Below are 23,821 nucleotides of genomic sequence, written 5' to 3'. Positions count from 1 at the left end.
GAAACGGAACCATGCTACGCGTCCACCATACGGTCCCCAGACAACAAACCCCAGGGAAACCACAGCACAACACCCACAACCGAACAACGACTCACGGAACACCGTGACCACACACTTCCCCACCCCCACACCCGGGGGCGCGCGGAGCAAGGGTTACGGCGGCCACAGCGTGGGGGAAACGCCCGGACCCATCCCGAACCCGGAAGCTAAGACCCACAGCGCCGATGGTACTGCACCCGCCAGGGTGTGGGAGAGTAGGACACCGCCGGACAACCATTCAAGGCAGAACGGGCCCCACCACGTGGGGCCCGTTCCCGCTTAAGCACCGTGATCGTGCTGGTGGCGAGCGCCACTCCCCGGGCCATGACGATGTGGTCCACGTAGACTTGATGTCAAACAGGCCAGGAATCCCTGGCAGCCAAACGCATAGTGACGAGACGCGGCCAGTGCCGCTGATCAAAGGAATCCAGGAAAGAGGAGCCACCATGGCAGAGCAGAACGGACGCGGTCCCGGAGGACGGGGTTTCAACGGGCCCCGCGGAGGTTCGGGCGGCCGGGGGTCTGATCGCTTCAGTGGTCCGTTCCGGGGCACGAGTGGCTCCGGAGGTCGTCCTCGAGGATTTCGCGATCGCAACAACGACGATCAGCAGCAGGGCGGTCCTTCGGGTGAGCGTCGTTCGTACGGTGATCGTCCGCAGCGTGACGGTGAGCGTCGTCCGTTCCAGCGTGACGACCGTGGTGAGCGCCCGCAGCGTGATGACCGTGCCCCGCGCAGCTTCAACCGCGACGAGCGTGGTGAGCGACGCCCCTTCGGTGATCGTCCCCAGCGTGACGGTGAGCGTCGTCCGTTCCAGCGTGACGACCGTGGTGAGCGACGCCCGTTCGGTGATCGCCCGCAGCGTGATGACCGTGCCCCGCGCAGCTTCAACCGTGACGACCGCGGTGAGCGCCGTCCCTATGGCGATCGCCCCCAGCGCGACGGTGAGCGGCGCCCCTTCCAGCGTGACGACCGTGGTGAGCGACGTCCCTATGGCGATCGCCCCCAGCGCGACGGTGAGCGGCGCCCCTTCCAGCGTGACGACCGCGGTGAGCGACGTCCGTTCGGTGATCGTCCGCAGCGTGACGGTGAGCGACGCCCCTATGGCGATCGCCCCCAGCGCGACGGTGAGCGTCGTCCGTTCCAGCGTGACGACCGCGGTGAGCGACGCCCGTACGGCGATCGTCCGCAGCGTGATGACCGTGCCCCGCGCAGCTTCAACCGCGACGACCGCGGTGAGCGACGCCCGTACGGCGATCGTCCGCAGCGTGATGACCGTGCCCCGCGCAGCTTCAACCGCGACGACCGTGGTGAGCGACGCCCCTTCGGTGATCGTCCGCAGCGTGATGACCGTGCCCCGCGCAGCTTCAACCGCGACGACCGTGGTGAGCGACGCCCGTACGGCGATCGCCCCCAGCGTGATGACCGTGCCCCGCGCAGCTTCAACCGTGACGACCGTGGTGAGCGACGCCCGTACGGCGATCGCCCCCCGCGCGAGGAGCGCGCCCCGCAGCACAATGCGGCGGATCTGCGCGTCTCGAACCGCGTCGACCGCGAGCGGTCGCCTGAGATCGACCCTGATGTGACAGGCCGCGAGCTCGATCGCACGACGATGGGCCAGCTGCGCACGCTCGAGGGCAACAACAGCGAGTGGGTCTCGAAGCACCTCGTCATGGCCGGCCGCCTGATCGACAGCGACCCCGAGGCTGCGTTCCAGCATGCCCTCGCGGCGAGCCGCCGCGGTGGCCGCATCGGCGCTGTCCGCGAGGCCGTGGGAATGACGGCCTATGCAGCGGGTCACTATGACGACGCGCTCCGCGAGTTCCGTACGTTCCGCCGAATCACCGGCTCGAGCATCCACCTGGCTCACATGGCCGACTGCGAACGAGGTCTCGGGCGCCCCGAGAAGGCGCTCGAGCTCGTGCAGTCCGACGAGAAGGAGATGCTGGACAACGCGGGCAAGGCGGAGCTGGCCATTGTCGCCTCCGGTGCGCGGTCCGACATGGGCGATTTCGCTGCGGCGGTCAAGGAGCTCGAGATCCCGCAGCTCGACATCAACCGGGCCTTCTCCTTCAGCCCGCGCCTGTTCGAGGCCTACGCCGACGCGTTGTCGGCCGCGGGTCGTGCTCCCGAAGCTGCCAAGTGGTACCGCCAGATCGGAGTGGCCGAAGAGGCGCTGGGAGTGGGCGACTACGAGGAGCCCGAGATCGTGGACCTCGGCTACGACGAGGAAGAGGAGCGGCGCGAGCTCGAGGAACGCCGTGCCCGGGCGGCGGCGGCAGCGCCGACCGGCACCGAGCCGAATGAGGGTGAGGTCGCTGAGGACGAGGCCACTGAGGTCGAGTCGGGTGAGCTGCACGCCGGCGGCGAGTCCGCGACGTCGGACGGCGACGAGGACGAGTCCCACGACTCCGTCGACGATCACCACGCGCTCGGTCTCGCGGAGGACGAGCTCGGCATGAACGAGTCGACGGCGGGCCCGGACGAAGGGCACACGTCTGAGGAGCACGCAGACGGCCACGACCCCGAGTTCCCGACCGATGGCATCGGCGAGCACGGGCACGGGTCAGACCAGGCGTAACGTGGCCGACCTCATCGAGGCGTTCGACGCCGTCCTGTCTGATCTCGACGGCGTCGTCTACGCCGGTCCTCACGCCATCCCGGGTGCCGTCGAGGCGCTCCGCGGTTTTGCCCCGCGCGGCATCCGGCTCGGCTACGTGACGAACAACGCGTCGCGCACGCCCGCCGAAGTCGCGGCGCACCTGCGCGAACTCGGCGCACCGGCCGGGGATGACGACGTCGTGAGTTCGGCCCAGGCCGGCGCGGAGCTGCTTGCGAAGAAGGTCCCGGCCGGAACGCGAGTGCTCGTGACGGGGAGCGCCGCACTCGCCCGCGAGATTGAGCTGCGCGGCCTGACGCCGGTCCGCTCCGCCGACGAGTCGCCCGAGGCCGTGATCCAAGGGTTCAGCCCCGATCTTGGCTGGAGGGACCTCGCGGAGGCGGCATACGCCGTCGCCGCGGGCGCTCTCTGGATCGCAACGAACGCGGACATGTCGATCCCGCAGGCCCGGGGCATCGCCCCGGGCAACGGGACCCTCGTGGCGGCGGTCCAGGCTGCGACGGGCCGGACGCCGCTCGTTGCGGGCAAGCCGCAGGCACCGCTCTTCCTTGCAGCGGCCGAGCGCCTCGGTGCGAGCCGCCCGATCGTGGTCGGCGACCGGCTTGACACCGATATCCTCGGAGGCAATCGTGCGGGATTCGCGACCGCGGCCGTCCTGACGGGCGTAGATACCCGAGAGTCGATCCTTGCCGCGCGCACGGCCGAGCGGCCGACCTTCATCCTCAGTGCCCTCGACGATTTCTTCCGCCCGTACCCTGACGCGGAGGCGCACGACGGCGCGTGGCGGGTCGGGTCGTCGTCGGCGCGGGCCGTGGACGGCCGGGTCGAGATCACGGGCGATCCGGACGACCTCGATGCCTGGCGGGCGGCGTGTGCCGCGTGGTGGAACGCCCATCCCGAGACGGACAAGCAGGCGGTTCCCGAGCTCCACTGGACCGCCTGAGCGGGAACGGAACACCCAGGGCCTGCGGGAATCTGTCGTCGACTCTCGATAAGCTGGGGCCCATGAGCGAGGATCCGCGGGAGACGGCGATCGAGGCGGGGCAGCCCGAGGTCGAGGCTGCGCTTGCCAACCTCGCCTCCGCCGCGGACCAGCCGCTCGCCGCCCAGGCGGACGCCTTCGAGGCCTTCCACGCAGCACTCACGCACGTCCTCGACGCGGAGCCGGCGGAGTAGCGTGGCCCGGCTCGATCTCGAACTCGTGCGCCGCGGCCTCGCCCGCTCGCGCACGCACGCCGCTAAGTTGATAGCGGATGACGCCGTGCGCGTCGACGGCGAAGCCGTCTCGAAGGCCTCCCACCCGGTCCCTGAGAGCGCGGCCATCGAGGTCTCCGACACGGAGCACGACCGCTATGTGAGCCGTGCGGGCCATAAACTGGCCGGCGCCCTCGCGGCCTTCCCGGCTGTAGACCCGCGAGGCGCACGCTGCCTCGACGCGGGCGCCTCGACGGGCGGCTTCACGGACGTGCTCCTGCAGGCCGGAGCCGCAGAGGTCGTTGCGGTCGACGTCGGGCACGGTCAGCTCGTCGAGGCCATCCGCCGCGACCCCCGCGTCCACGTCCACGAAGGCGTCAATGTCCGCGATCTCTCCCCGGAAGACATCGGCGGACCAGCCTCTCTGACGGTGGCAGACCTCTCGTTCATCTCGCTCACGCTCGTCCTCGGCGCCCTGTACTCGTGCACCCTGCCCGGCGGAGACCTCCTCATCATGGTCAAGCCGCAGTTCGAGGTGGGCCGGGAGCGGCTCGCGAAGACCGGCGTCGTGGGCTCGGATGGCGAGCGACGCCGCGCGGTCACCGGCGTGGCCGAGGCAGCCGTCGGAGTCGGGCTCGCCCTGCGCGGCCTCGCCGTGAGCCCGCTGCCCGGCCAAGACGGGAACGTCGAGTACTTCCTGTGGCTCAGCCGACCGGCAGAGCCACAGGCATCGCAAGCTTCCGCGGCAGCCGATGCCCAGGCTTGGGTCTCCGGGCTCTGGCCGGCCGCCCCGCACGAGGAGATGCCCACGTGACACGTCGCATTCTGCTGCTTGCCCACATGGGGCGCGAGGACTCCATGGTCGCCGCCCGTGAGGCCGCCGCCCAGCTCTACGGCTCCGGGCTCTCGCCTGTCATGCCCGCCGGCCAGCAGGCCGAGCTTTCGGAGCGCTTCAATGGACTGGACCACCCCACCGAGGTCATCGGCCGGGACGTCGGGCTCGAGGACATCGAGCTCGTGATGGTCCTCGGCGGCGACGGGACGATCCTCCGCGCCGCCGAGCTGGTCCGGCACGTCGACGTTCCGCTCCTGGGGGTCAATCTCGGACACGTCGGCTTCCTCGCCGAGAGCGAGCGCGCCGACCTTGCCCAGACGGTCCAGTGGATCGCCTCGCGGAGCTATTCCGTCGAGGAACGCATGACGATCGACGTGAACGTGTGGTACCGCGGGGCCAAGGTCGCCCACACGTGGGCCCTCAACGAGGCTGCCATCGAGAAGGCGAGCCGCGAACGCATGATCGAGGTCGTCACCGAGGTCGACGGCAAGCCGCTCACGTCCTACGGCTGCGACGGGATTGTCCTCGCGACGCCCACCGGCAGCACAGCCTATGCCTTCTCGGCCGGCGGCCCGATCGTTTGGCCCGAGGTCGAGGCTCTCCTCATTACGCCCATCAGCGCCCATGCCCTGTTCGCCAAGCCGCTCGTCGTCTCGCCGCGTTCCACGCTCGCGGTGGAGATCCTGAGCCGGACCGACGCGCACGCTGTCCTGTGGTGCGACGGCCGTCGGTCTGTGGATCTGCCGCCCGGTTCCCGCGTCGAGGTCACCAAGTCCCCGGTGCCGGTGCGACTCGCCAGAACCAGCACGACGCCGTTCTCCGCGCGCCTCGTGCGCAAGTTCGAGTTGCCCATCCACGGCTGGCGCGGCCCGGTGCCCGGCTCGCCCGTCACCGCACCGGGGCCGATGGTCCCCGAGGTGCCGCCGATCGCATGGACACAGCGTGGCCCCGGCCAGGGCGTCGACGAGGCCGACGGCACTCACGAGTCCCCCGAGGAGCACGCATGATCGAGGAACTGCGGATCCGCGACCTGGGCGTCATCACGGACGCCGCACTCCCGCTGGGGCCGGGCCTGAGCGTCGTCACGGGCGAGACCGGCGCGGGCAAGACGATGGTCGTCACGGCGTTGGGGCTGCTGCTCGGCGGTCGCTCCGATGCAGGAGCGGTCCGGACCGGGGCGAAATCCGCCGTCGCTGAGGCGACCGTCCGCCTCGAACCGGGCCACGCCGCCGTCGTGCGCGCTCAGGAGGCGGGCGGAGACGCGGAGGAGCACGACGGCGCCGCCGAGCTTCTCCTGGCCCGCACCGTGGGCGCGGACGGGCGCAGCAGGGCCCACGTGGGCGGGCGCTCGGCGCCGGTGGGAGTGCTCGCCGAGGTCGGGGCGCACTTAGTGGTGATCCACGGCCAGTCCGAACAGCTGCGGCTCAAGAGCCCGGCCGCGCAGCGCAGGGCCCTCGATACTTTCGCCGGCGAGTCGTTCGCCGCGGTCCAGAAGGAGTACTCGGCGCTGTACGCCGCGTGGACGGGAGCGCGCCGGGAGCTCGAGGAGCTCACGTCTTCCTCACGGGAGCGGATCCGCGAGGCAGAGTCCCTCGAGGCCGCATTGGCTGAGATCGAGGACGTGTCTCCGCAGCAGGGGGAGGACGAGGCGCTCAAGGCCGAGTCCGTGCGCCTCGCCCACGCCGAGGCACTCCGGCTCGCCGCGCAGCAGGCCCACGAGGCACTCGTCTCGGAGGACTTCGGCGAGGCCTCGGACGCGACCACACTCGTGGACGGCGCCCGCCGCGCCCTCGAGCACGAGGCGGAGCACGACGACGCGCTGCGGGCCTGTGCGGAGCGGCTCGCCGACGTGGGATATGTCCTCAACGACATCGCCCAGGAGCTCGCGAGCTATGCGACGTCGCTCGACACGGAGGGCCCCGGGAGGCTTGCGGAGGTCGAGGAGCGCCGAGGCGCCCTTGGCCGCCTCACCCGCAAGTACGCCCCCACCCTCGATGAGGTCATCGCTTGGGCCGAGATCGGCCAGAAACGGCTCTTCGAACTCCAGGACGACGACGGCCGGATCGAGTCCCTCACCGACCAGATCGGCCGGGACGAGGCAAGGCTCCACGAGCTGGCCAGCCAGCTGGCCGAGCGGCGGCGGGCCGCCGCGGGCGACCTCGCGGAGCGCGTCAGCGGCGAGCTCACGGCTTTGGCCATGCCGGATGCGATGCTGCGGGTCGAGGTCGTCGAGACGGACGAGCTGGGCCCGGACGGCAAGGACACGGTGGCGATCCTCCTGCAGCCTCACGCAGGCGCGCCTGCCCGCCCGCTCGGCAAGGGCGCGTCCGGGGGCGAGCTCTCCCGCGTGATGCTCGCGATCGAAGTGGTCCTCGCAGCCGTGGACCCCGTGCCGACCTTCGTGTTCGACGAGGTCGACTCGGGCGTGGGCGGCCGCGCCGCGGTGGAGATCGGGCGTCGGCTCGCGATGCTCGCGTGCCACGTCCAGGTCCTGGTCGTGACCCACTTGCCCCAGGTTGCAGCGTTCGCGGACCGGCACATCACGGTCATCAAGACCTCCCGCGCCTCGGCACGGGGCGCGGACGGTGCAACGGGCGTGACCTCAAGCGACGTGCGCGTCCTGGACGAGGCCGAGCGCGTCATCGAGCTCGCGCGCATGCTGGCGGGCCAGGAGGATTCGGCGAGCGCCCAAGCGCACGCGCTCGAGCTCCTCGAGGATGCAAGGTCCTCCCGCGCGGCCGCCGCGAGCTGAGGATCACGTCGACACACCCGGCTTCGCGAGGGGTGGCACTCAGATCGGTGATATGCTCGAATTCCGTGGTGCAGCGAACTCATTCCCGTTTTTCAGACTCCGCCAAGACGACCAAGCAGATCTTCGTCACCGGTGGCGTGGCCTCCTCGCTCGGGAAAGGCCTGACGGCTTCCAGCCTCGGTCACCTGCTGCGCGGCCGCGGCCTCTCGGTCACGATGCAGAAGCTTGATCCTTACCTGAACGTCGATCCCGGAACGATGAACCCGTTCCAGCACGGCGAGGTCTTCGTCACCGAAGACGGCGCCGAGACTGACCTCGACATTGGCCACTACGAGCGATTCCTCGATGAATCCCTCGATGGCTCCGCCAATGTGACCACGGGCCAGGTCTACTCGACCGTGATCGCCAAGGAGCGCCGCGGCGAGTACCTCGGTGACACCGTCCAGGTCATCCCGCACATCACCGACGAGATCAAGCGCCGCATGCGCCTGCCGTCCGACGGCGAGAACGCGCCGGACGTCATCATCACGGAGATCGGCGGCACGGTCGGCGACATCGAGTCCCAGCCGTTCCTTGAGGCCGCACGCCAGGTGCGCCAGGACATCGGCCGCGGCAACGTCTTCTTCGTCCATGTCTCCCTCGTGCCCTACATCGGCCCGTCGCAGGAGCTCAAGACCAAGCCGACCCAGCACTCCGTCGCGGCGCTGCGCTCGATCGGCATCCAACCCGACGCGATCGTGGTCCGCTCCGACCGCGAGATCCCGGACGCGATGCGGGACAAGATCGGCCGCATGTGCGACGTCGACACCGACGCGGTGATCAACTGCCCGGACGCCCCGAGCATCTACGACATCCCCAAGGTGCTCCACGCCCAGGGGCTGGATTCGTACATCGTCCGCGCCCTGAACCTGCCGTTCAAGGACGTTGACTGGACGGCGTGGGATCGTCTCCTCGAGGTCGTGCACCACCCGAAGCACCAGGTCGAGATCGCGCTCGTCGGGAAGTACATCGACCTGCCCGACGCGTACCTCTCCGTGACCGAGGCGCTGCGCGCCGGAGGCTTCGCGAACGACGCCAAGGTCAACATCCGCTGGGTCGCCTCGGACGAGTGCCAGACCCCGGCCGGTGCGAGGAACGCTCTCGCTGGAGTTGACGCGATCCTCGTCCCGGGCGGCTTCGGCATCCGCGGCCTCGAGGGCAAGCTCGGTGCGCTGACCCTCGCCCGTGAGGGCAAGCTGCCGACCCTGGGCCTGTGCCTTGGCCTCCAGTGCATGGTGATCGAGTACGCGCGCAACGTCGTGGGCCTCGAGGGCGCCTCGTCGAGCGAGTTCGAGCCCGAATCGAAGTACCCGGTCATCGCCACCATGGCGGAGCAGCTGCACATCGTCGAGGGCAAGGGCGATCTGGGCGGCACCATGCGCCTCGGCCTCTACGACGCGGTCCTCGACGAGGGCTCGGTCGTGGCCGAGACCTACGGCAGCACGAAGGTCTCCGAGCGCCACCGCCACCGGTACGAGGTGAACAACGCCTATCGTGAGCAGATCGCGGCCAAGGGCCTCGTCTTCTCGGGTACGTCACCTGACGGCAAGCTCGTCGAGTTCGCCGAACTGCCCAAGGACGTCCATCCCTACTATGTCGCCACCCAGGCCCACCCCGAGCTCGGCTCGCGGCCCACGCGCCCCCACCCGCTGTTCGTGGGGCTCGTCAAGGCAGCCCTCGAGCACCGCGGTGCGTCTGCTGACACGCGGGACGCCGGGCCGGCGGCCGCGAAGCCTTCAGGAGCGAAGCGCGCGGCGTCCCCGGAGTCGGACGCGGCGGCTGAGAAGGTTCCAGCCTCCGCAGGCGAAGGCAAGTAGGTCCGTGGACACGCACGCGCCGCAGCCCGGCGTTGAGTCGGAGGCCCACAGCGGCCCGAGTGTCGAAGACGCGCCGAGCCCGCGGCGCGTGCTGTCCTCGGACACGGTCTACAAGGGCCGCATCTGGGACGTCCGCAGCGACGCCTTCGAACTCGCCGACGGTGCAGGCGTGCTGCACCGCGACTACATCGAGCACCCCGGCGCCGTCGCCATCCTGCCGATGGACGACGACGGGCGCATCCTCATGCTGCGTCAGTATCGCCACCCGGTGGGGATGGATCTGTGGGAGGTCCCCGCGGGTCTGCTCGACGTGGACGGCGAGTCGAACCTCGATGCCGCCGCGCGCGAGCTGGCCGAGGAGGCCGACCTCACGGCGAGCCAGTGGCACGTCCTCGCGGACTTCTTCACTTCACCGGGGTCCTCGAGCGAGGCCATCCGCATCTACTTGGCCCGCGGCCTGAGCGAGGTCGCGCCCGAGGAACGCCACGAGCGCACCGACGAGGAGGCCGAGATCCAGTTCGCGTGGGTTCATCTGGACGCGGCCGTCCGCGCCGTCCTGGCCGGGCGCCTGCACAACCCGAGCGCAGTGGTTGCCGTCCTCGCTGCGGACGCGGCGCGCCGCACGGGATTCGCGTCCCTGCGCGCAGGCGAGACCCCGTGGCCGGCGCACCCGGCCCAGCGCTGAGTGGGCCTGTCGTGCAGGTGACCGAACCCGCGCCGCCCGCCGCTCAGGACGCCCCCGGCAGAGAGTCGTCGGGGGTGCCAGGTCGTGTCCCGGTGCCTCCGGCAGCTCTGCCGCGGCTCATCGCGCGCGCGATCGAGGACTACCTGCGCCACCTTGCCGTGGAGCGGGGCCTCGCCCCCAATACCCTTGCCGCGTACCGCCGGGATCTGGCCCGCTACGGCGCGCACCTCGCCCGCGAAGGCGTCAGCACGCCCTCGGGCGTCGAACGGCACCACGTGGGCGCCTTCGCCCAGGCGCTCCGCGACGGTGCCGACGGCGGGAGCCCGTTGACCGCCCGCTCCGCCGCAAGGACGGTGGTCGCCGTCCGCGGGCTGCACCGCTTCTGGGCGCTCGAGGGCACGACGCCGGATGACCCGGCCGCCGACGTGCACCCGCCGCTCGCCGGGCAGCGCCTGCCCAAGGCCATCAGCATCCACGAGGTGACGCGCATCCTCGACGCCGCGGCCGCCGACACACCGTCTGGCCTGCGGGACCGCGCGCTTCTCGAGTTCCTCTACGCCACAGGTGCCCGCATCAGCGAGGCCGTCGGACTGGATGTCGACGACCTGCGCCTCGACACCCCGGACGGCGGCCCGGCAGTGGTGCGGCTGTTCGGCAAGGGCTCCAAGGAGCGCATCGTGCCGATCGGCTCCTACGCCGCCCGGGCGATCGACGCCTATCTTGTCCGCGGGCGACCCGCGCTCGTCGCCAAGGGCAAGGGCACCCCGGGCCTGTTCCTCAACGCCCGGGGCGGTCGGCTGAGCCGCCAGAGCGCCTGGACGATCCTCAAGGATGTTGCCGAGAAGGCACAGATCACCCGGGACGTCTCGCCGCACACCCTGCGGCATTCGTTCGCGACGCACCTGCTCGAGGGCGGCGCCGACGTCCGCGTGGTCCAGGAGCTCCTCGGCCACGCCTCCGTCACGACGACCCAGGTGTATACGCTCGTCACCGCGGAGACGCTGCGCGAGGTCTATGCCCTGGCGCATCCGAGGGCCCGAGGATGAGTTCCCCCCTGGCCGTCCGGGGAGTCGGCTGATGGGCGCGCCGGTGGCGCTCTGCTTCCTCCTGAGGGACGGGGAAGGCGGCCGTGAGGTCCTGCTGGGGCGCAAGAAGCGCGGGTTCGGACGCGGGAAGGTCGTGGGCCTAGGCGGCCACCTCGAGGCAGGGGAGACCCCCGCGGAGGCCGCCGCACGCGAGCTCGACGAGGAGGCGGGCGTCGCGCTCGACGCCGCTCGGCTGGCACCCGCGGGAACGGTCGACTTCCGCTTCCCCGCACGTCCCGAATGGGACATGGAGTGCACGATGTTCACCGCCACGGTGTGGACCGGCGAGGTCGCGGAGAGCGAGGAGATCGCGCCCGCGTGGTACCCGGTGGATGCGCTGCCGGTCACGGACATGTGGCAGGACGCCGACCACTGGCTCCCGATCGTCCTGACCGGGGCTGTTGTCGACTTCCGCGTCGAAATGGCGGAGGACAACGAGTCGGTCGCCCGATTCGTCGTCCTCCGCCACGCCGAGGCTGACTGAGCCCCTGCCGAAGGTGCCCGGAGGCTAGTCCAGATGCCGCTCGTCCGGGCCGTTGTAGGCCGAGAGTGGACGGATGAGCGCATTGTTCTCGACCTGCTCCATGACATGCGCGGTCCAGCCGACGATCCGGCTCGCCACGAAGAGCGGCGTGAACGTGGGGATGTCGAAGCCCATGAGGTGGTACGCCGGCCCGGTCGGGTAGTCGAGGTTGGGTTTGATGCCCTTCGCCTCGTCCATGGACTGCTCGAGCCCGTCGTACAGGCCCAGGATCTCAGGACGGCCGTAGAACGCGATGAGGTCGTCGAGGGCGGCCTTCATGGTCGGCACCCGCGAGTCGCCGTGCTTGTACACGCGGTGGCCGAAGCCCATGACCTTCTTCTTCGCCGCGAGGGCCTCGTCCATCCAGACTTTGGCCCGGACCTTGGCCTGCTCGTGGGTCTCGTCGGTGCGGATGCCGATGTCCTCGAAGGTCTCCATGACGGCCTCGTTGGCCCCGCCGTGGAGCGGGCCCTTGAGGGCGCCGATAGCCGCGGTGACCGCGGAGTGGAGGTCCGAGAGGGTCGAAGTGACCACGCGGGCGGTGAACGTCGAGGCGTTGAACGAGTGCTCGGCGTAAAGGATCATTGAGACCTCGAACGCGCGGACCACCTCGGGGGCGGCTTCCTCGCCGAACGTCATCCACAGGAAGTTCGCGGCGTAGCCGAGATCGTCCCGGGGCTCGACGAGGCTCTCGCCGCGGCGCCGGCGCTGGTCGTAGGCGACCACCGCGGGCATCGCAGCGAAGAGTTCGACGGACTTCGCCAGGTTCGCCCCGCGCGAGGAGTCGCCTGCCAGGGGGTGCCGCGCGCCCTGGACACTCGCCGCGGTGCGGCACACGTCCATGGGATGGCATGTGACGGGGAGCTCGTCCACGACCTGCTTCAGGAGCGGGTCGAGGTGTCGGCCGGCACGCTCCCGCGTCTCGAACTGGGACAGCTGCTCGGGCGTGGGAAGCTCGCCGTACCACAGGAGGTACGCGACCTCCTCGAAGCTGCAGCGGGCAGCGAGCTCCTGGACCGGGTAGCCGCGGTACAGGAGGGAATTCGTGTCAGGGTTGACCTTCGAGATCGCGGTGTAGTCCACCACCACGCCGGCAAGGCCCTTCCTGATCGCGCTGTCGCTCTGCATGGTGCTTGGCACCTGTGTCATTGCAGGACTCCTTTGTCAGTGGCCCTCGGAGCCGTCAGTATCGGCCCGGAACCTGGAAGTTGAACACGCTGGTGTCGAAGCCGTTGTATGCCTCGTAGTCAACCAGCTCGTAGAGGCGTGAGCGAGTCAACATGTTCTCGACTTGGGCCTCCTGCGTGCCGTCCGCCCTGATGCTATCCAGCGTACGTTCTGCAGCGCCCATGGCAATGCGGAGCAGGGTGACCGGATAGATGACCATGTTGATGCCCACCGAGGCGAGCTCCTGGGCCGTGAAGAGGCGGCTCTTGCCGAACTCGGTCATGTTGGCCAGGACCGGGACGGTTACGGCGTCCCGGATGGCTTTGAACTCCTCGATGCTGCCCATGGCCTCGGGGAAGATCGCGTCGGCGCCCGCCTCGACAAGCGCCTTGGCGCGCTCGACGGCGGCGTCGAGCCCCGCCGCGCCCTCGCCCGTCGCACGGATGTCGGTCCGCGCCATGATGAGGAAGTTCGGGTCCCGCCGGGCGTCTGCCGCGGCGCGGACGCGCTGGAGGGCTGTGTCCAGGTCCACGACCGACTTGCCGTCAAGGTGCCCGCACCGCTTCGGATTCACCTGGTCCTCGATGTGCATTCCGGCGAGGCCAGCGTTCTCGAGCTCCTGGATGGTGCGCGCCACGTTCATGGCCTCGCCGAAGCCCGTGTCGGCGTCGACGATCGCCGGCAGCTCGGTCATCCGGGCGATCTGGCCGGCCCGCGTGGCGACCTCGGTCAGGGTCGTCAGGCCGATGTCCGGCAGGCCCAGATCGTTCGCGAGCACGGCCCCCGAGATGTAGACCCCCGGGAACCCCTTCTCCTCGATGAGCCGCGCGGAGAGCGGGCTGAACGCGCCCGGGAACTGCTGGAGCGTGCCCGAGGCGAGGATCTCGCGCAGTTTGACGCGTTTCTGCTCGGGGGTGGTGGTGGAGTAGAGCATGGTCGTCAGTCCTCTCAGAACGATCTCAGAACAGTCTCAGGAGAGTCTCAGAAGAGACCGTGCGGCGCGGCGGCGAGGTCGATCACGCCGTCCTTCGCCACGATGTTGAGCTGGTCGAGCTCGCCGGCGCCCAGCTCGGGCAGACGCTGCACGGCGGCCAGGAAGCGGTCGATCTCCTCGGGTGCCACGGACTCGGCGGCGAGCGTCCGGAACTTCGCGATGTACTGCTCGCGGCCGAACGGGCGGGCACCGAGCGGGTGCGCGTCGGCGACCGCGATCTGGTCCTCGATGACGGTCCCGTCAGTGAGGGTGATGACGACCGAGCCGCCGAAGGCCTTCTCGGCGATGTCGAGGGAGTGGTACCGCCGCGTCCACTCGGGGTCCTCCTCGGTGGTCACCTTGTGCCACAGCTCGACGGTGTCCTGCCGGCCCGCGCGCTCGGGGGAGTAGGAGTCCACGTGGTGCCACGTGCCGTCCTGGAGGGCGACCGCGAAGATGTAGGGGATCGAGTGGTCGAGCGTCTCGCGCGAGGCCGTCGGATCGTACTTCTGCGGGTCGTTGGCCCCCGAGCCGATCACGTAGTGCGTGTGGTGGCTCGTCTTGATGAGGATGCTCGCCACGTTCTCGGGCTTCGTCACCTCGGGGTGCTCGCGGTGCAGCTTGCGCGCGAGGTCGATCCAGGCCTGTGCCTGGTACTCGGCCGAGTGCTCCTTCGTGTACGTGTCCAGGATCGCCCGCTTGGCCTCGCCTTCGGCGGGCAGCGGGACCTCGTACGCGGCGTCGGGGCCGTCGAGGAGCCAGGCGATGACGCCGTCTTCGCCCTCGTAGATCGGCACGGGGGAGGTCTGGCCGCGCATCGCGCGGTCCACGGCCTCGACGGCCATCTTGCCCGCGAACGCCGGGGCGTGGGCCTTCCAGGTGGAGATCTCGCCCTTGCGGGACTGGCGGGTCGCCGTCGTCGTGTGCAGGGCCTGGCCCACGGCCTGGAAGATCGTCTCGACGTCGAGGCCGAGCAGCGTGCCGATACCTGCGGCGGCCGAGGGGCCCAGGTGCGCGACGTGGTCGATCTTGTGCTTGTGCAGGCTGATGGCCTTGACGAGGTCGACCTGGATCTCGTAGCCGGTCGCGATGCCGCGGATGAGGTCGTGGCCGGTGGAGCCAGCATGCTGGCCCACGGCGAGGATCGGCGGGATGTTGTCGCCGGGGTGCGAGTACTCCGCCGCGAGGAACGTGTCGTGGTAGTCGAGTTCGCGGACCGCAACGCCGTTGGCCCAGGCGGCCCACTCGGGGGAGACCCGGTCGTCGACGCCGAAGACGAGGGAGCCCCTTCCGCCGGACGACGGCGCGTGGCTGAGTGCCTGGGCGCGCGCTGCGACGATCGGACCGCGGTTGAGCGACGCAATGGCCACCGACGCATTGTCGATGATGCGGTTGATGATCATCTCGGTCACCTCGGGCGTGACCTCCACCGGGTCGGCGGCGACCGTGGCGATCTTGTGCGCGAGCTGGTCCTCGCGGGGCAGGTTCTCTTCGCTCTTGTAGACGCGGACCTTGTGCATCTCAACCATGGGTGGCCTCTCCTGGCGGTGTTTTACCTGGCGGTGTGTTGGCGGACTTGATGTGGTTCAGGCTGTTGTTCAAGTGGATCGCCGTCGCGGCGGCCGCGAGGTGCGCATTGCCGTCCGCGATGGCCCCGGCAATCGCCGCGTGCTCGGATGCGGCCTGCCTCAGCCGCGCGGCGTCGTCCTTCGCCAGGCGACGGACGCGGGTGAGGTGTACCCGCAGCCCCTCGAGGGACTGCGTGAGGTAGGAGTTGCCGATCGCGGCGTCGATTTCGGCGTCGAGCTCGGCGGCGAGCGAGTAGTACTCGTGCCGGAGCGGGTCATCGTCGGTGAGGAGGGCCGGCGCCGCGAGGAACCGGTCCCGCAAGTCGGCGAACCGCTCGCGGTCGCCGCGCGCTGCCGCCAGTGCCGCGGCCTTGGATTCGAGGACCTCGCGGAGTTCGAAGAGCTCGTCGATGTGGGCGAGGGAGATGTCGCTCACGATGACGCCGCGGCCCCTCTGCGCAGAGGCAAGCCCCTCGGCTGTGAGGCGGGCGAGCGCTTCGCGCAGCGGAGTGCGGGAGACCCCCAGACGCTCGGACTGCTCGACCTCTCCGAGGACCGTCCCGGGGGTGAGGCGCCATTCGACGATGTCATCGCGCAGGGCCGAGTACGCGCGGTCGCTGGCCTTCATCGCACTCCCCTCTGAATGGAACTGGTCCGAATGGAACTGGTCCGAATGGAACTGGTCCGAATGGAACTGGTCCGAATGGAACTGGCCTGGATGGAACTGGCTGGCTCTTGCTACGAACGGGTCTGGCCGCTTAGGAGACCGATCAACGGGCTCTTCTGTATACATTGACACCGCCAACCTGAGAATGCAAGTAGAGATTCCTGAGAAATTCGGGCCGAGTGTCGCACGGCAGATGCCTCAAATGTATACATGTGCCCTTGTGGTGCGACGTCGACTGACTTAGTCTGGGCAGACCACGAGGAAGTGAGGAGTGCCACAGTGACACAGGGGACGGGCGTGACGCGGGAGACGGGATCGTACGCCGAGGTGTACCGGGAGAGCCTTGAGGAGAGGGAGGCCTTCTGGCTCGAAGCAGCGAAGGCGGTGGACTGGGTCGATGAGCCCACCGCGGCGCTGGATGCGACCGAGCCTCCGCTGTACCGGTGGTTCCCGGATGGCACGCTGAACACGAGCTACAACGCGCTGGACCGCCATGTCGAGGCCGGCCGGGGCGACGCAGCCGCCCTTATCTACGACTCCGCCGTCCTCGGCGTCCAGCAGACGTACACGTACTCCGAGCTCACCGACCTCGTGGCCCGCTGCGCCGGCGCACTGCACGCGCTGGGCGTCGGAAAGGGGGACCGCGTCGTCGTCTACATGCCGATGATCCCCGAGGCCGCCGTCGCGATGCTCGCGTGTGCCAGGCTCGGAGCCGTGCACTCGGTGGTTTTCGGCGGGTTCGCACCCCGCGAGCTCGCGGCCAGGATCAAGGACGCGCGCCCCGCTGTCATCGTGACTGCGAGTGGCGGGATCGAGCCGAACCGCAGGGTCGAGTACCTTCCGGCCGTGGCCGAGGCTCTTGAGATCGCCGAAATGCCCGAGGTCGGCGTCATGGTCAAGGTCCGCCCCGGGTTCGCCCACCAGCTCGCGGACCACAGCGATTGGCACGATTTCGACGCGCTCATCGCGGATGCCGAGCCTGCTGCGCCCGTGCCGGTGGCCGCGTCCGACCCCCTCTACATCCTGTACACGTCCGGAACCACGGGCACGCCCAAGGGAGTGCAGCGGGACAACGGCGGCCACACGGTGGCGCTCGCATGGACGCTGAAGAACCTCTACGGCGTGGGGCCGGGCGAGGTCATGTGGACGGCCTCGGATGTCGGGTGGGTCGTTGGGCACTCCTACATCGTCTACGGCCCGCTCCTGGCTGGCGCGACCACCCTCCTCTATGAGGGCAAGCCCGTGGGCACGCCGGACGCCGGGGCCTTCTGGCGGGTCGTGGCCGATCACGGGGTCAAGGTCCTCTTCACAGCTCCGACTGCACTGCGCGCGATCCGTCGAGCCGACCCTGAGGCCGCGCTGCTCGCCGACTACGACGTCTCCTCGCTCGCGCGCCTGTATGCCGCGGGCGAGCGGCTCGACCCTGAGACCTACCGGTGGGCCGGCGAGAAGCTCGGCGTCCCGGTGATCGACCACTGGTGGCAGACCGAGACGGGCTGGGCCATCTGCGGGAATCCCCGGGGGCTCGTGGACATGCCGCTCAAGGCGGGATCGCCGTCCGTGCCGATGCCGGGCTACGACCTTGAGATCCTCGACGGCGCAGGTGAGCCCGTGGGGCTCGGGGAAGAAGGGAACATCGTGCTCCGGCTCCCGATGCCCCCGGGAACCCTCACGACCCTGTGGCACAACGACGAGCGCTTCATCGGCTCCTACCTCGCTGCGTTCCCGGGCTACTACGCCACCGGCGACTCCGGCTACCGTGACGCGGACGGCTACGTGTTCGTGATGGGCCGTACCGACGACATCATCAATGTCGCGGGCCATCGGCTCTCGACGGGATCCATCGAGGCGGTCCTCGCGGGCCACCCAGCCGTGGCGGAATGCGCCGTGATCGGCCTCAAGGACTCACTCAAAGGCCAGCGGGCCGTCGGCTACGTGGTGCTCAAGGCGGGGGTCGAGATGCGCGAGGAGGACCTCGTGCCCGAGCTCGTGGCGCTCGTGCGCCAGCAGATCGGGCCGGTGGCAGACTTCAAGCAGGCCATCGTCGTGGACGCCCTGCCCAAGACCCGCTCCGGCAAGATCCTGCGCAAGACGATGCGCCAGATTGCCGACGGCGAGCAGTACACCGTCCCGTCCACGATTGAGGATCCAGGGGTGATCGAGCGACTGCTCCCGGTCCTGCAGGCAGGGGGCTAAGGCTCCGGAGGGTGATGTGACATTCAAAGTTACTCGTGAGTAACATGATGCTATGCACTTGCTCCTCCGGACTCTGGTCCATCTCTTCGCCTCCCGACTGCGCCGGCCGCTGAGCCTCTGGGACACCTCCTCGTTGCGCATGCGCGTGCTTCCCACCGACATCGACATCGCGATGCACATCAACAACGGCATGTACTTCTCGCTCATGGACTTGGGCCGCTTCGACCTCATGGTGCGGGCCGGGGTTTGGGACCGGATGCGCGCCAGGGGCTGGAGCCCCGTGGTGAACCTCGAGACCATCACCTTCCGGAAGTCCCTGACGCTCTGGCAGGCCTACACGATCGAGACGAAGATCATCGGCTTCGACGAGAAGGCCATCTTCTTCGAACAGCGCATGGTGGCCGACGGCGAGGTGTACGCGCGTGCCTACCTCGCCACCCGCCTCGTGTCGGCCGGCGGCCCCGTGTCGAACGAAGAGATCTTCGCGGAGACGGGCGAGCCGCCAGCGGAACTGGTCCTTCCCGGCTTCCTGCACCGCTGGCGCGAGGAGAACGCCCTGCCGAGCACCCGGCGCCCGGCGCTCCACGTCTGGTAGTCGGCTGCCCGGTTCCTGATAGCTGGTCCGTGATGGCTGGTCCGTGTGGGCTCATTCCTGACGACTGCTCGCGGCCGCTCCGAGGGCACCGCAGCCGGGCGACTTCCCGCGCGCGCTAGCGTGGGGTGATGGACATCGCTGCCCGGCCCGAGCTCGCTGGCACCTTCGGCATGGTCTCGGCGACCCACTGGATCGGCGCCCAGGCGGGCATGGCGATGCTCGAGCGCGGTGGCAATGCGTTCGACGCCGCCGCTGCCGCCGGCTTCGCGCTCCAGTCCGCTGAGCCCCAGCAGAATGGCCCCGGCGGGGACATGACCCTCATTTTCGCTGTGCCCGGGTCCGAGCCGCAGGTCCTCTGCGCCCAGGGCACCGCACCCGCCTGCGCGGACATCGAGGCGTTCCGGGCCCTGGGACTCCGTCACGTCCCGGGTACCGGCCTCCTGGCCGCAGCCGTCCCCGGTTCCACCGTGGGCTGGCTGACCCTTCTGGCCGATCACGGCACACTCCCTCTCGCCGAGATCCTTGTCCCCGCCTTGAGCGTGGTCGAACGCGGACTTCCGATCAGCGCCAGCCTCGCCGTGGTCCTGGCCAGGATGGCGCCGCACTTTCTGGCCCACTGGCCGGCCTCGGCCGCCGTCTATGCCCCTGACGGCGTGCCGCTCCCTGCCGGGAGCCTCCTGAGGAATCCCGCGCTCGCGCACACGTGGCGTCGGTTCATCGATGCCGAGTCCCGGGCCCGAGCGGGAGGCGCGAGCCGCGCGGCGTCGATCGGCGCCGTCGTGCGCGAATGGACGGAGGGGTTTGTCGCAGAGTCCATTGATGCGTTCTGCCGCATGCCGCAGCGCGACTCGAGCGGCCGCGCCCACGCCGGGCTGCTGACGGCCGCTGACCTTGCCCAGTGGCGACCGCACTATGAGCCGACGGTCTCGGCCGACTTCCGCGGGCAGACCGTCCACAAGTGCGGGTTCTGGAGCCAGGGCCCAGTGTTCCTGCAGCAGCTGGCCCTCCTGGACGAGATCCCGGGCTTCGGCGCAGGTCTCCTCGCCCCGGGAACCGAGGGCTATCTACACGCGGTCCTCGAGGCGACCAAACTCGCGCTCGCAGACCGAGATGCCTGGTACGGGGACGGCCCAGGCGTGCCGGCGCGGGAACTGCTCTCACGCGAGTACGCGGCGGAGCGTGCCCGGCTCATCGGGGAGACAGCGTCCCTCGACCTGCGCCCGGGCTCGCCCGGTGGCCGCGCACCCCGGCTGCCAGACCTCGTGGTGCGCGGGGACTTCGATGCGGCCGGGGTCAACGGGCTCGGTGAGCCCAACGCGGTCCGCGCCCTGCTGGAGGCCGCAGCGCTTCCTGATCGGCAGGGACGGGCGCGCACCGACACCGTGCACATCGACGTTGTGGACCAGTGGGGAAACATGGTCACGGCCACCCCGAGCGGCGGGTGGCTCTCCAGTTCGCCAGTCATCCCCGAACTGGGCTTCCCGCTCGGAACGCGGCTCCAGATGTCCTGGCTCGAGGAGGGGCTGCCCAACTCGCTCGCGCCCGGCCGCCGGCCGCGTACAACGCTCTCGCCCACCCTGGTCACGCGTGGCGGGGAGGCGGTCATGGCTTTCGGCTCGCCCGGCGGGGACCAGCAGGACCAGTGGCAGGCGCACTTCTTCCTCGATGTGGCGCTGCGTGGCGCGGGGCTCCAGGAGGCGATCGATGCACCGGCCTTCCATTCGGTGCATTCGCCCTCGAGCTTCTACCCGCACGAGCGTCAGCCGGGAGTCGCGCTGCTCGAAGGGCGGTTCGAGGGAGGGGTCATCGATGCCCTGCGGCGGCGCGGGCACCGCGTCGGGGTGGCGGGGGACTGGGCCATCGGCCGGCTGTGCGCCGTGTCGCGCGAGCCTTCGACCGGCATCCTCCGTGCTGGAGCCAACCCCCGCGGAATGACCGGTTACGCAGCGGGACGCTGAGCGGGCGGGTGTTCGGGTCGCGGGACGCTGGGCGGGCGGGCGTTTGGGCCGCGGAACACTGAGGTGCCGGCGCTGTGTTTTGGTGCATTGAGTTCGGGGTGCGCCACCCGGCAGATCTGTACCCGGGGTGCCGCTACGCGGCCATCTCGCGGAAGGCCGCGGCCAGCTGGGGATAGTGGAACTCGAAGCCGGCGGCCGTGAGGACTCCGGGCACGGCGCGCACGCTCTCCAGCGCGAGCTGCGGGTTGGTGCGGAGCACGGCCGCCGCCGCGCGCAGGAGAGGCGCCGGGGCCGGGATGCCCACGGGGACCCCGACGTATTCGCGGACGTGCGCCATGAGCTCCCGGTTCTGCACCGGGTGGGGAGAGGTGGCGTTCACGACGCCGTCCGGCAGCTCGAGCGGCCGCTCGCCCGCGGATAGCGGAAGTCCGAGCGCCGCGCGCACGACCCGCAGCCAGTCGGCGATGTGGATCCAGCTGAACCACTGGGCCCCGGTGCCGAGGGCGCCACCCGCGCCGAGCCGTGCGGGGACGGTGAGCCTGGCCAGGATCGCAGCGTCCCGCTCGAGCACGACGCCCGTCCGCAGGACAATCGAGTGCGCGGCTGCAGCGCCGTCGAATCCCGCTTCCCAGTCCCGCACGACTCCTGCGAGGCCGGGCGCGTCGGCCGGGGGAACGGCGGTCTCATCCATCGGCTCCGGAGAGTCTCCGTAGATTCCGACGGCGCTCTGCTGGACCCAGCGCTCCACAGGCTGGTTCCAGCTGCGGCTCGCCGTCACGAGCGCGCGCGTGGGCTCCACCCGCGTGGCGGCCAGCATCGCGATATTCTCCGGGGTTCCCGGGCGATCGAGACTCACGCCGGCCAGGTTGACGATGTTCAGCCGACCGCGGGCGCCGAGTTCGTCGCTCCATTCGCCCTGCCCCCGGCCGTCCCAGAGGATCTGCCGGAACGGTGACTTCTTGAACGAGCGGGTGAGCAGCGCGACGTCGTGGCCAGAACACACCAGCTCCGACGCGAGGGCGGTCCCGAGGGAGCCGGTGCCGCCGGCGATGACCGTGAGCGGGCCCGACGGCGCGCCGTCGGGCGTCGCGATCGGTGAGGCCGGAGCGGCGAGCCGGTAGAGGCGGGCGCACTGGGCGGCGAAGCCGCGCACGAGAGGCTCGCCGGCGGTGAGGCCGAACTGCTGGGCCAGCGGTCCGTCAAGGGTGACGCGCTGGGTGAAGACTGTCCCGCCGTCGCGCTCTTCAAGCGACCATGCGATGTCCTGCCCGCCGCCGGGCTGGGGCTGGCGAAGGACGATGCTATGGCCGGGATCGAGCTGCGCCACGGTGAAACCGGGGGCGGTGCGCCGGTGGAGGAGGCCAACGACCCGGTGGGAGGGAGCGTACCGGCCCATGGCGCCCTCGGCGAGGGAGCCGTCAAGCGACGCCTCTGCGACGGCTGGATTCCAATCGGGCCAGCGTCGCAGGTCAGCGAGAACGCCCCACAGGGCGTCAGCAGGAAGGTTGAACCACTGGGATGCAGTGCGATGCCAGGTCACCTGAGCCAGTCTAGTGATCCGCGGCGTCTCATCCGCGAGGCACTCATCCGCCGGCGGATGGCGCACGGTTGCTGCGCGGCGGTTACTGGTGGCCTGTGCCGGCAATGGGCTGCGGTTACTGGGATGCGGTGGCCGGCGCCGTTACTGGGCTGTCGTCGCCGGGCTGCCATCACTGGGCGGCGGTTGCCGGGCTGGGCTTACTGGTCTGCGGTGCTGCACTCCTCGGCGCAGGCGCTCGAGGCTCCCGCGGAGTCTGTCTCGGCGGCGATGGCAGCTGCGATGCGCTCGCACGCGGCGCCGAAGAGGGCCTGCTCCGCGGGGGACAGCTGGTCGAACACGGCGCGACGGACAAAGGCGACGTGCCCGGGAGCGGCCTCGGTGATGGCCTCGCGCCCCGCATCGGTCAGGTGGACGTCCTGGCCGCGCGCGTCGTCCGCCGAGCATGTCCTCGATACGAGGCCCTTCGCCTCCATGCGCCGGAGGATGTGGGAGAGCCGGCTGCGTTCCCAGCCGAGCTCTTGCGCGGCCGTGCCGGACCGCAGCACCCCGTCGGCGCACTCCGAGAGTGTCGCAAGGACCGAGTACTCTGGCCCGGACAGGTTGGAGTCCCGGGTCAGCTGCCGGTCGATGGCGGGCGGCAGACCCCAGAGGAGCCGCCGTAGGGCGAGCCACACATCCTTCTCGCGCTCGTCGAGCCAGCTCGGCTCTGTTGTTGCCTCAATGGGCGTGGTCACTGTCACTCCTCAGGGTCCCCAATGGTGCTTGACACATCAATTATGCCTGTGTTCTAGTGGAAACATCAAGTTTTGATTGATGCGTCAATATGTCATCACCAAGGAGTTGCACATGAGCAAGATCGCAGTCGTCACCGGCAGCACCCGTCCGGGCCGCAACAACCTCCAGGTCGCCGAGTGGGTCCTCGCCCGCGCCCAGGAGAGCAAGCCGGAGATCGAGTTCGAGCTTGTCGACATCGCCGCCTTCAACCTCCCGCTCCTGAACGAGGCCATGCCGGCCGCGTACCAGGCCTACAGCCAGGAGGCCACCAAGGAGTGGTCGGCCCGCATCGACGAGTTCGACGGCTTCATCTTCGTGGCGGCCGAGTACAACCACTCCGTGTCCCCGGCTCTGGCAAACGCCCTCTCCTACCTCAATGCGGAATGGGCCAACAAGGCCGCCGGCATCGTCTCCTACGGCTCCGCCTTCGGCGTGCGCGCCGTCGAGCACCTCCGCGGCATCCTCTCCGAGCTCCAGATCGCCCACGTCCAGAAGACCGGCATGTTCTCGCTCTTCGGCGACTTCGAGAACTTCTCGACCTTCAAGCCGACGGAGATGCAGGCCGCCTCGGTCGATCCGATGCTCGACCAGCTCGTGAGCTGGACCAAGGCCCTCGAGTCTGTGCGCGCGGCCGCTGCCGTCGCCTGATTTCCTCGTTGAACGACGGTCGCCCCTGAAACTCGGCGCACCGCCACGCACGACGGCGGCACTCGGGTGAGCTTTCAAGCTCACCCGAGTGCCGCCGTCGCGCGTCTGCGTGGCGTTACGGGGTAGCCAGCGCCGCCGATCGCTGGAA

21 protein-coding genes and 1 rRNA gene are annotated in these 23,821 nt (G+C 69.8%); 15 read left to right on the top strand and 7 right to left on the bottom strand.

The annotated features are described in order from the left end of the window. The first annotated feature begins 154 nt into the window (after positions 1 to 154). Positions 155 to 271 (top strand): 5S ribosomal RNA (rrf, locus tag RBS60_RS06575). Positions 272 to 392: 121 nt separating this feature from the next. Here the strand turns inward: rrf and RBS60_RS06570 are convergent. Next, the gene (locus tag RBS60_RS06570; protein WP_307956720.1) at positions 393 to 1,757 is read right to left on the bottom strand and encodes a hypothetical protein; all 1,365 of its coding nucleotides are present in this window, start codon (positions 1,755 to 1,757) and stop codon (positions 393 to 395) included. On the opposite strand from RBS60_RS06570, the gene RBS60_RS06565 reads away from it, so the two are divergent. The 10 genes from RBS60_RS06565 to RBS60_RS06520 all read left to right on the top strand — a co-directional run bounded on the left by RBS60_RS06565 (position 1,710) and on the right by RBS60_RS06520 (position 11,548). Continuing rightward, positions 1,710 to 2,618 carry a hypothetical protein gene (locus RBS60_RS06565; RefSeq protein ID WP_307956719.1) on the top strand — a complete coding sequence of 303 codons (909 nt, stop codon included), beginning with the start codon at positions 1,710 to 1,712 and terminating at the stop codon, positions 2,616 to 2,618. The two genes, RBS60_RS06570 and RBS60_RS06565, sit on opposite strands and share 48 nt — an antisense overlap. 1 nt (position 2,619) lies before the next feature. Further along, on the top strand, positions 2,620 to 3,600 hold the full coding sequence (locus RBS60_RS06560) for an HAD-IIA family hydrolase (protein ID WP_307956718.1): 981 nt from the start codon (positions 2,620 to 2,622) through the stop codon (positions 3,598 to 3,600). Positions 3,601 to 3,662: 62 nt separating this feature from the next. After that, positions 3,663 to 3,833: a hypothetical protein gene (locus tag RBS60_RS06555; RefSeq protein ID WP_307956717.1), complete on the top strand. Its 171-nt coding sequence runs from the start codon at positions 3,663 to 3,665 to the stop codon at positions 3,831 to 3,833. Position 3,834: 1 nt separating this feature from the next. Further along, positions 3,835 to 4,665 carry a TlyA family RNA methyltransferase gene (locus RBS60_RS06550; RefSeq protein ID WP_307956716.1) on the top strand — a complete coding sequence of 277 codons (831 nt, stop codon included), beginning with the start codon at positions 3,835 to 3,837 and terminating at the stop codon, positions 4,663 to 4,665. Next, entirely contained in the window at positions 4,662 to 5,693 is a 1,032-nt protein-coding gene (locus RBS60_RS06545) for an NAD kinase (RefSeq protein ID WP_307956715.1), read from the top strand. Before RBS60_RS06550 ends, RBS60_RS06545 begins: the two co-directional genes overlap by 4 nt. Continuing rightward, positions 5,690 to 7,438, top strand: coding sequence for a DNA repair protein RecN (gene recN / locus RBS60_RS06540; RefSeq protein ID WP_307956714.1), 1,749 nt, complete (start codon positions 5,690 to 5,692; stop codon positions 7,436 to 7,438). Before RBS60_RS06545 ends, recN begins: the two co-directional genes overlap by 4 nt. A 47-nt stretch (positions 7,439 to 7,485) precedes the next feature. Further along, positions 7,486 to 9,294, top strand: coding sequence for a CTP synthase (locus RBS60_RS06535; RefSeq protein WP_307956713.1), 1,809 nt, complete (start codon positions 7,486 to 7,488; stop codon positions 9,292 to 9,294). 4 nt (positions 9,295 to 9,298) lie between these two features. Beyond that, entirely contained in the window at positions 9,299 to 9,979 is a 681-nt protein-coding gene (locus RBS60_RS06530) for an NUDIX domain-containing protein (RefSeq protein ID WP_374049238.1), read from the top strand. Between the two features lie 74 nt (positions 9,980 to 10,053). Continuing rightward, complete coding sequence (xerD, locus tag RBS60_RS06525; protein ID WP_374049237.1) at positions 10,054 to 11,025, top strand: site-specific tyrosine recombinase XerD; 972 nt, start codon at positions 10,054 to 10,056, stop codon at positions 11,023 to 11,025. A 28-nt stretch (positions 11,026 to 11,053) separates the two neighbouring features. Further along, positions 11,054 to 11,548 (top strand): 8-oxo-dGTP diphosphatase, encoded by a 495-nt coding sequence (locus tag RBS60_RS06520; RefSeq protein ID WP_307956742.1) that lies wholly within the window; start codon positions 11,054 to 11,056, stop codon positions 11,546 to 11,548. Between the two features lie 24 nt (positions 11,549 to 11,572). Here the strand turns inward: RBS60_RS06520 and RBS60_RS06515 are convergent, their stop codons facing one another. Genes RBS60_RS06515 through RBS60_RS06500 form a run of 4 tightly spaced genes read right to left on the bottom strand, consistent with a single transcriptional unit; the run spans position 11,573 to position 15,923 of the window. Then, positions 11,573 to 12,736, bottom strand: a complete 1,164-nt coding sequence (locus RBS60_RS06515; protein WP_307956711.1) for a bifunctional 2-methylcitrate synthase/citrate synthase — start codon at positions 12,734 to 12,736, stop codon at positions 11,573 to 11,575. A 34-nt stretch (positions 12,737 to 12,770) separates the two neighbouring features. Then, positions 12,771 to 13,688, bottom strand: a complete 918-nt coding sequence (gene prpB / locus RBS60_RS06510) for a methylisocitrate lyase (RefSeq protein ID WP_307956710.1) — start codon at positions 13,686 to 13,688, stop codon at positions 12,771 to 12,773. Positions 13,689 to 13,735: 47 nt separating this feature from the next. Continuing rightward, positions 13,736 to 15,256, bottom strand: a complete 1,521-nt coding sequence (locus RBS60_RS06505) for an MmgE/PrpD family protein (protein WP_307956709.1) — start codon at positions 15,254 to 15,256, stop codon at positions 13,736 to 13,738. Beyond that, entirely contained in the window at positions 15,249 to 15,923 is a 675-nt protein-coding gene (locus RBS60_RS06500; protein ID WP_307956708.1) for a GntR family transcriptional regulator, read from the bottom strand. The genes RBS60_RS06505 and RBS60_RS06500 overlap by 8 nt, the downstream gene beginning before the upstream one ends. Before the next feature lie 318 nt (positions 15,924 to 16,241). On the opposite strand from RBS60_RS06500, the gene RBS60_RS06495 reads away from it, so the two are divergent. The 3 genes from RBS60_RS06495 to RBS60_RS06485 all read left to right on the top strand — a co-directional run bounded on the left by RBS60_RS06495 (position 16,242) and on the right by RBS60_RS06485 (position 20,711). Further along, the gene (locus RBS60_RS06495) at positions 16,242 to 18,158 is read left to right on the top strand and encodes a propionyl-CoA synthetase (RefSeq protein ID WP_307956707.1); all 1,917 of its coding nucleotides are present in this window, start codon (positions 16,242 to 16,244) and stop codon (positions 18,156 to 18,158) included. 52 nt (positions 18,159 to 18,210) lie between these two features. Next, positions 18,211 to 18,753 carry an acyl-CoA thioesterase gene (locus RBS60_RS06490; RefSeq protein ID WP_307956706.1) on the top strand — a complete coding sequence of 181 codons (543 nt, stop codon included), beginning with the start codon at positions 18,211 to 18,213 and terminating at the stop codon, positions 18,751 to 18,753. Positions 18,754 to 18,881: 128 nt separating this feature from the next. Continuing rightward, a complete protein-coding gene (locus tag RBS60_RS06485; RefSeq protein ID WP_307956705.1) occupies positions 18,882 to 20,711 on the top strand; it encodes a gamma-glutamyltransferase in 1,830 nt (609 codons plus the stop codon). A gap of 133 nt (positions 20,712 to 20,844) precedes the next feature. Here the strand turns inward: RBS60_RS06485 and RBS60_RS06480 are convergent, their stop codons facing one another. Together RBS60_RS06480 and RBS60_RS06475 are read right to left on the bottom strand one after the other, a co-directional pair. After that, on the bottom strand, positions 20,845 to 22,251 hold the full coding sequence (locus RBS60_RS06480; protein WP_307956704.1) for a DUF1731 domain-containing protein: 1,407 nt from the start codon (positions 22,249 to 22,251) through the stop codon (positions 20,845 to 20,847). 197 nt (positions 22,252 to 22,448) lie between these two features. Continuing rightward, positions 22,449 to 22,985 carry a MarR family transcriptional regulator gene (locus RBS60_RS06475; protein ID WP_307956703.1) on the bottom strand — a complete coding sequence of 179 codons (537 nt, stop codon included), beginning with the start codon at positions 22,983 to 22,985 and terminating at the stop codon, positions 22,449 to 22,451. 112 nt (positions 22,986 to 23,097) lie between these two features. On the opposite strand from RBS60_RS06475, the gene RBS60_RS06470 reads away from it, so the two are divergent. Beyond that, on the top strand, positions 23,098 to 23,673 hold the full coding sequence (locus RBS60_RS06470; RefSeq protein ID WP_307956702.1) for an NAD(P)H-dependent oxidoreductase: 576 nt from the start codon (positions 23,098 to 23,100) through the stop codon (positions 23,671 to 23,673). Positions 23,674 to 23,821 lie beyond the last annotated feature (148 nt).

Source organism: Sinomonas sp. ASV486, from assembly GCF_030908215.1.
Classification (GTDB): domain Bacteria; phylum Actinomycetota; class Actinomycetes; order Actinomycetales; family Micrococcaceae; genus Sinomonas; species Sinomonas puerhi.
Note: the sequence above shows the minus strand (reverse complement) of the source record. Positions and strands in the feature narration are given on the sequence as shown.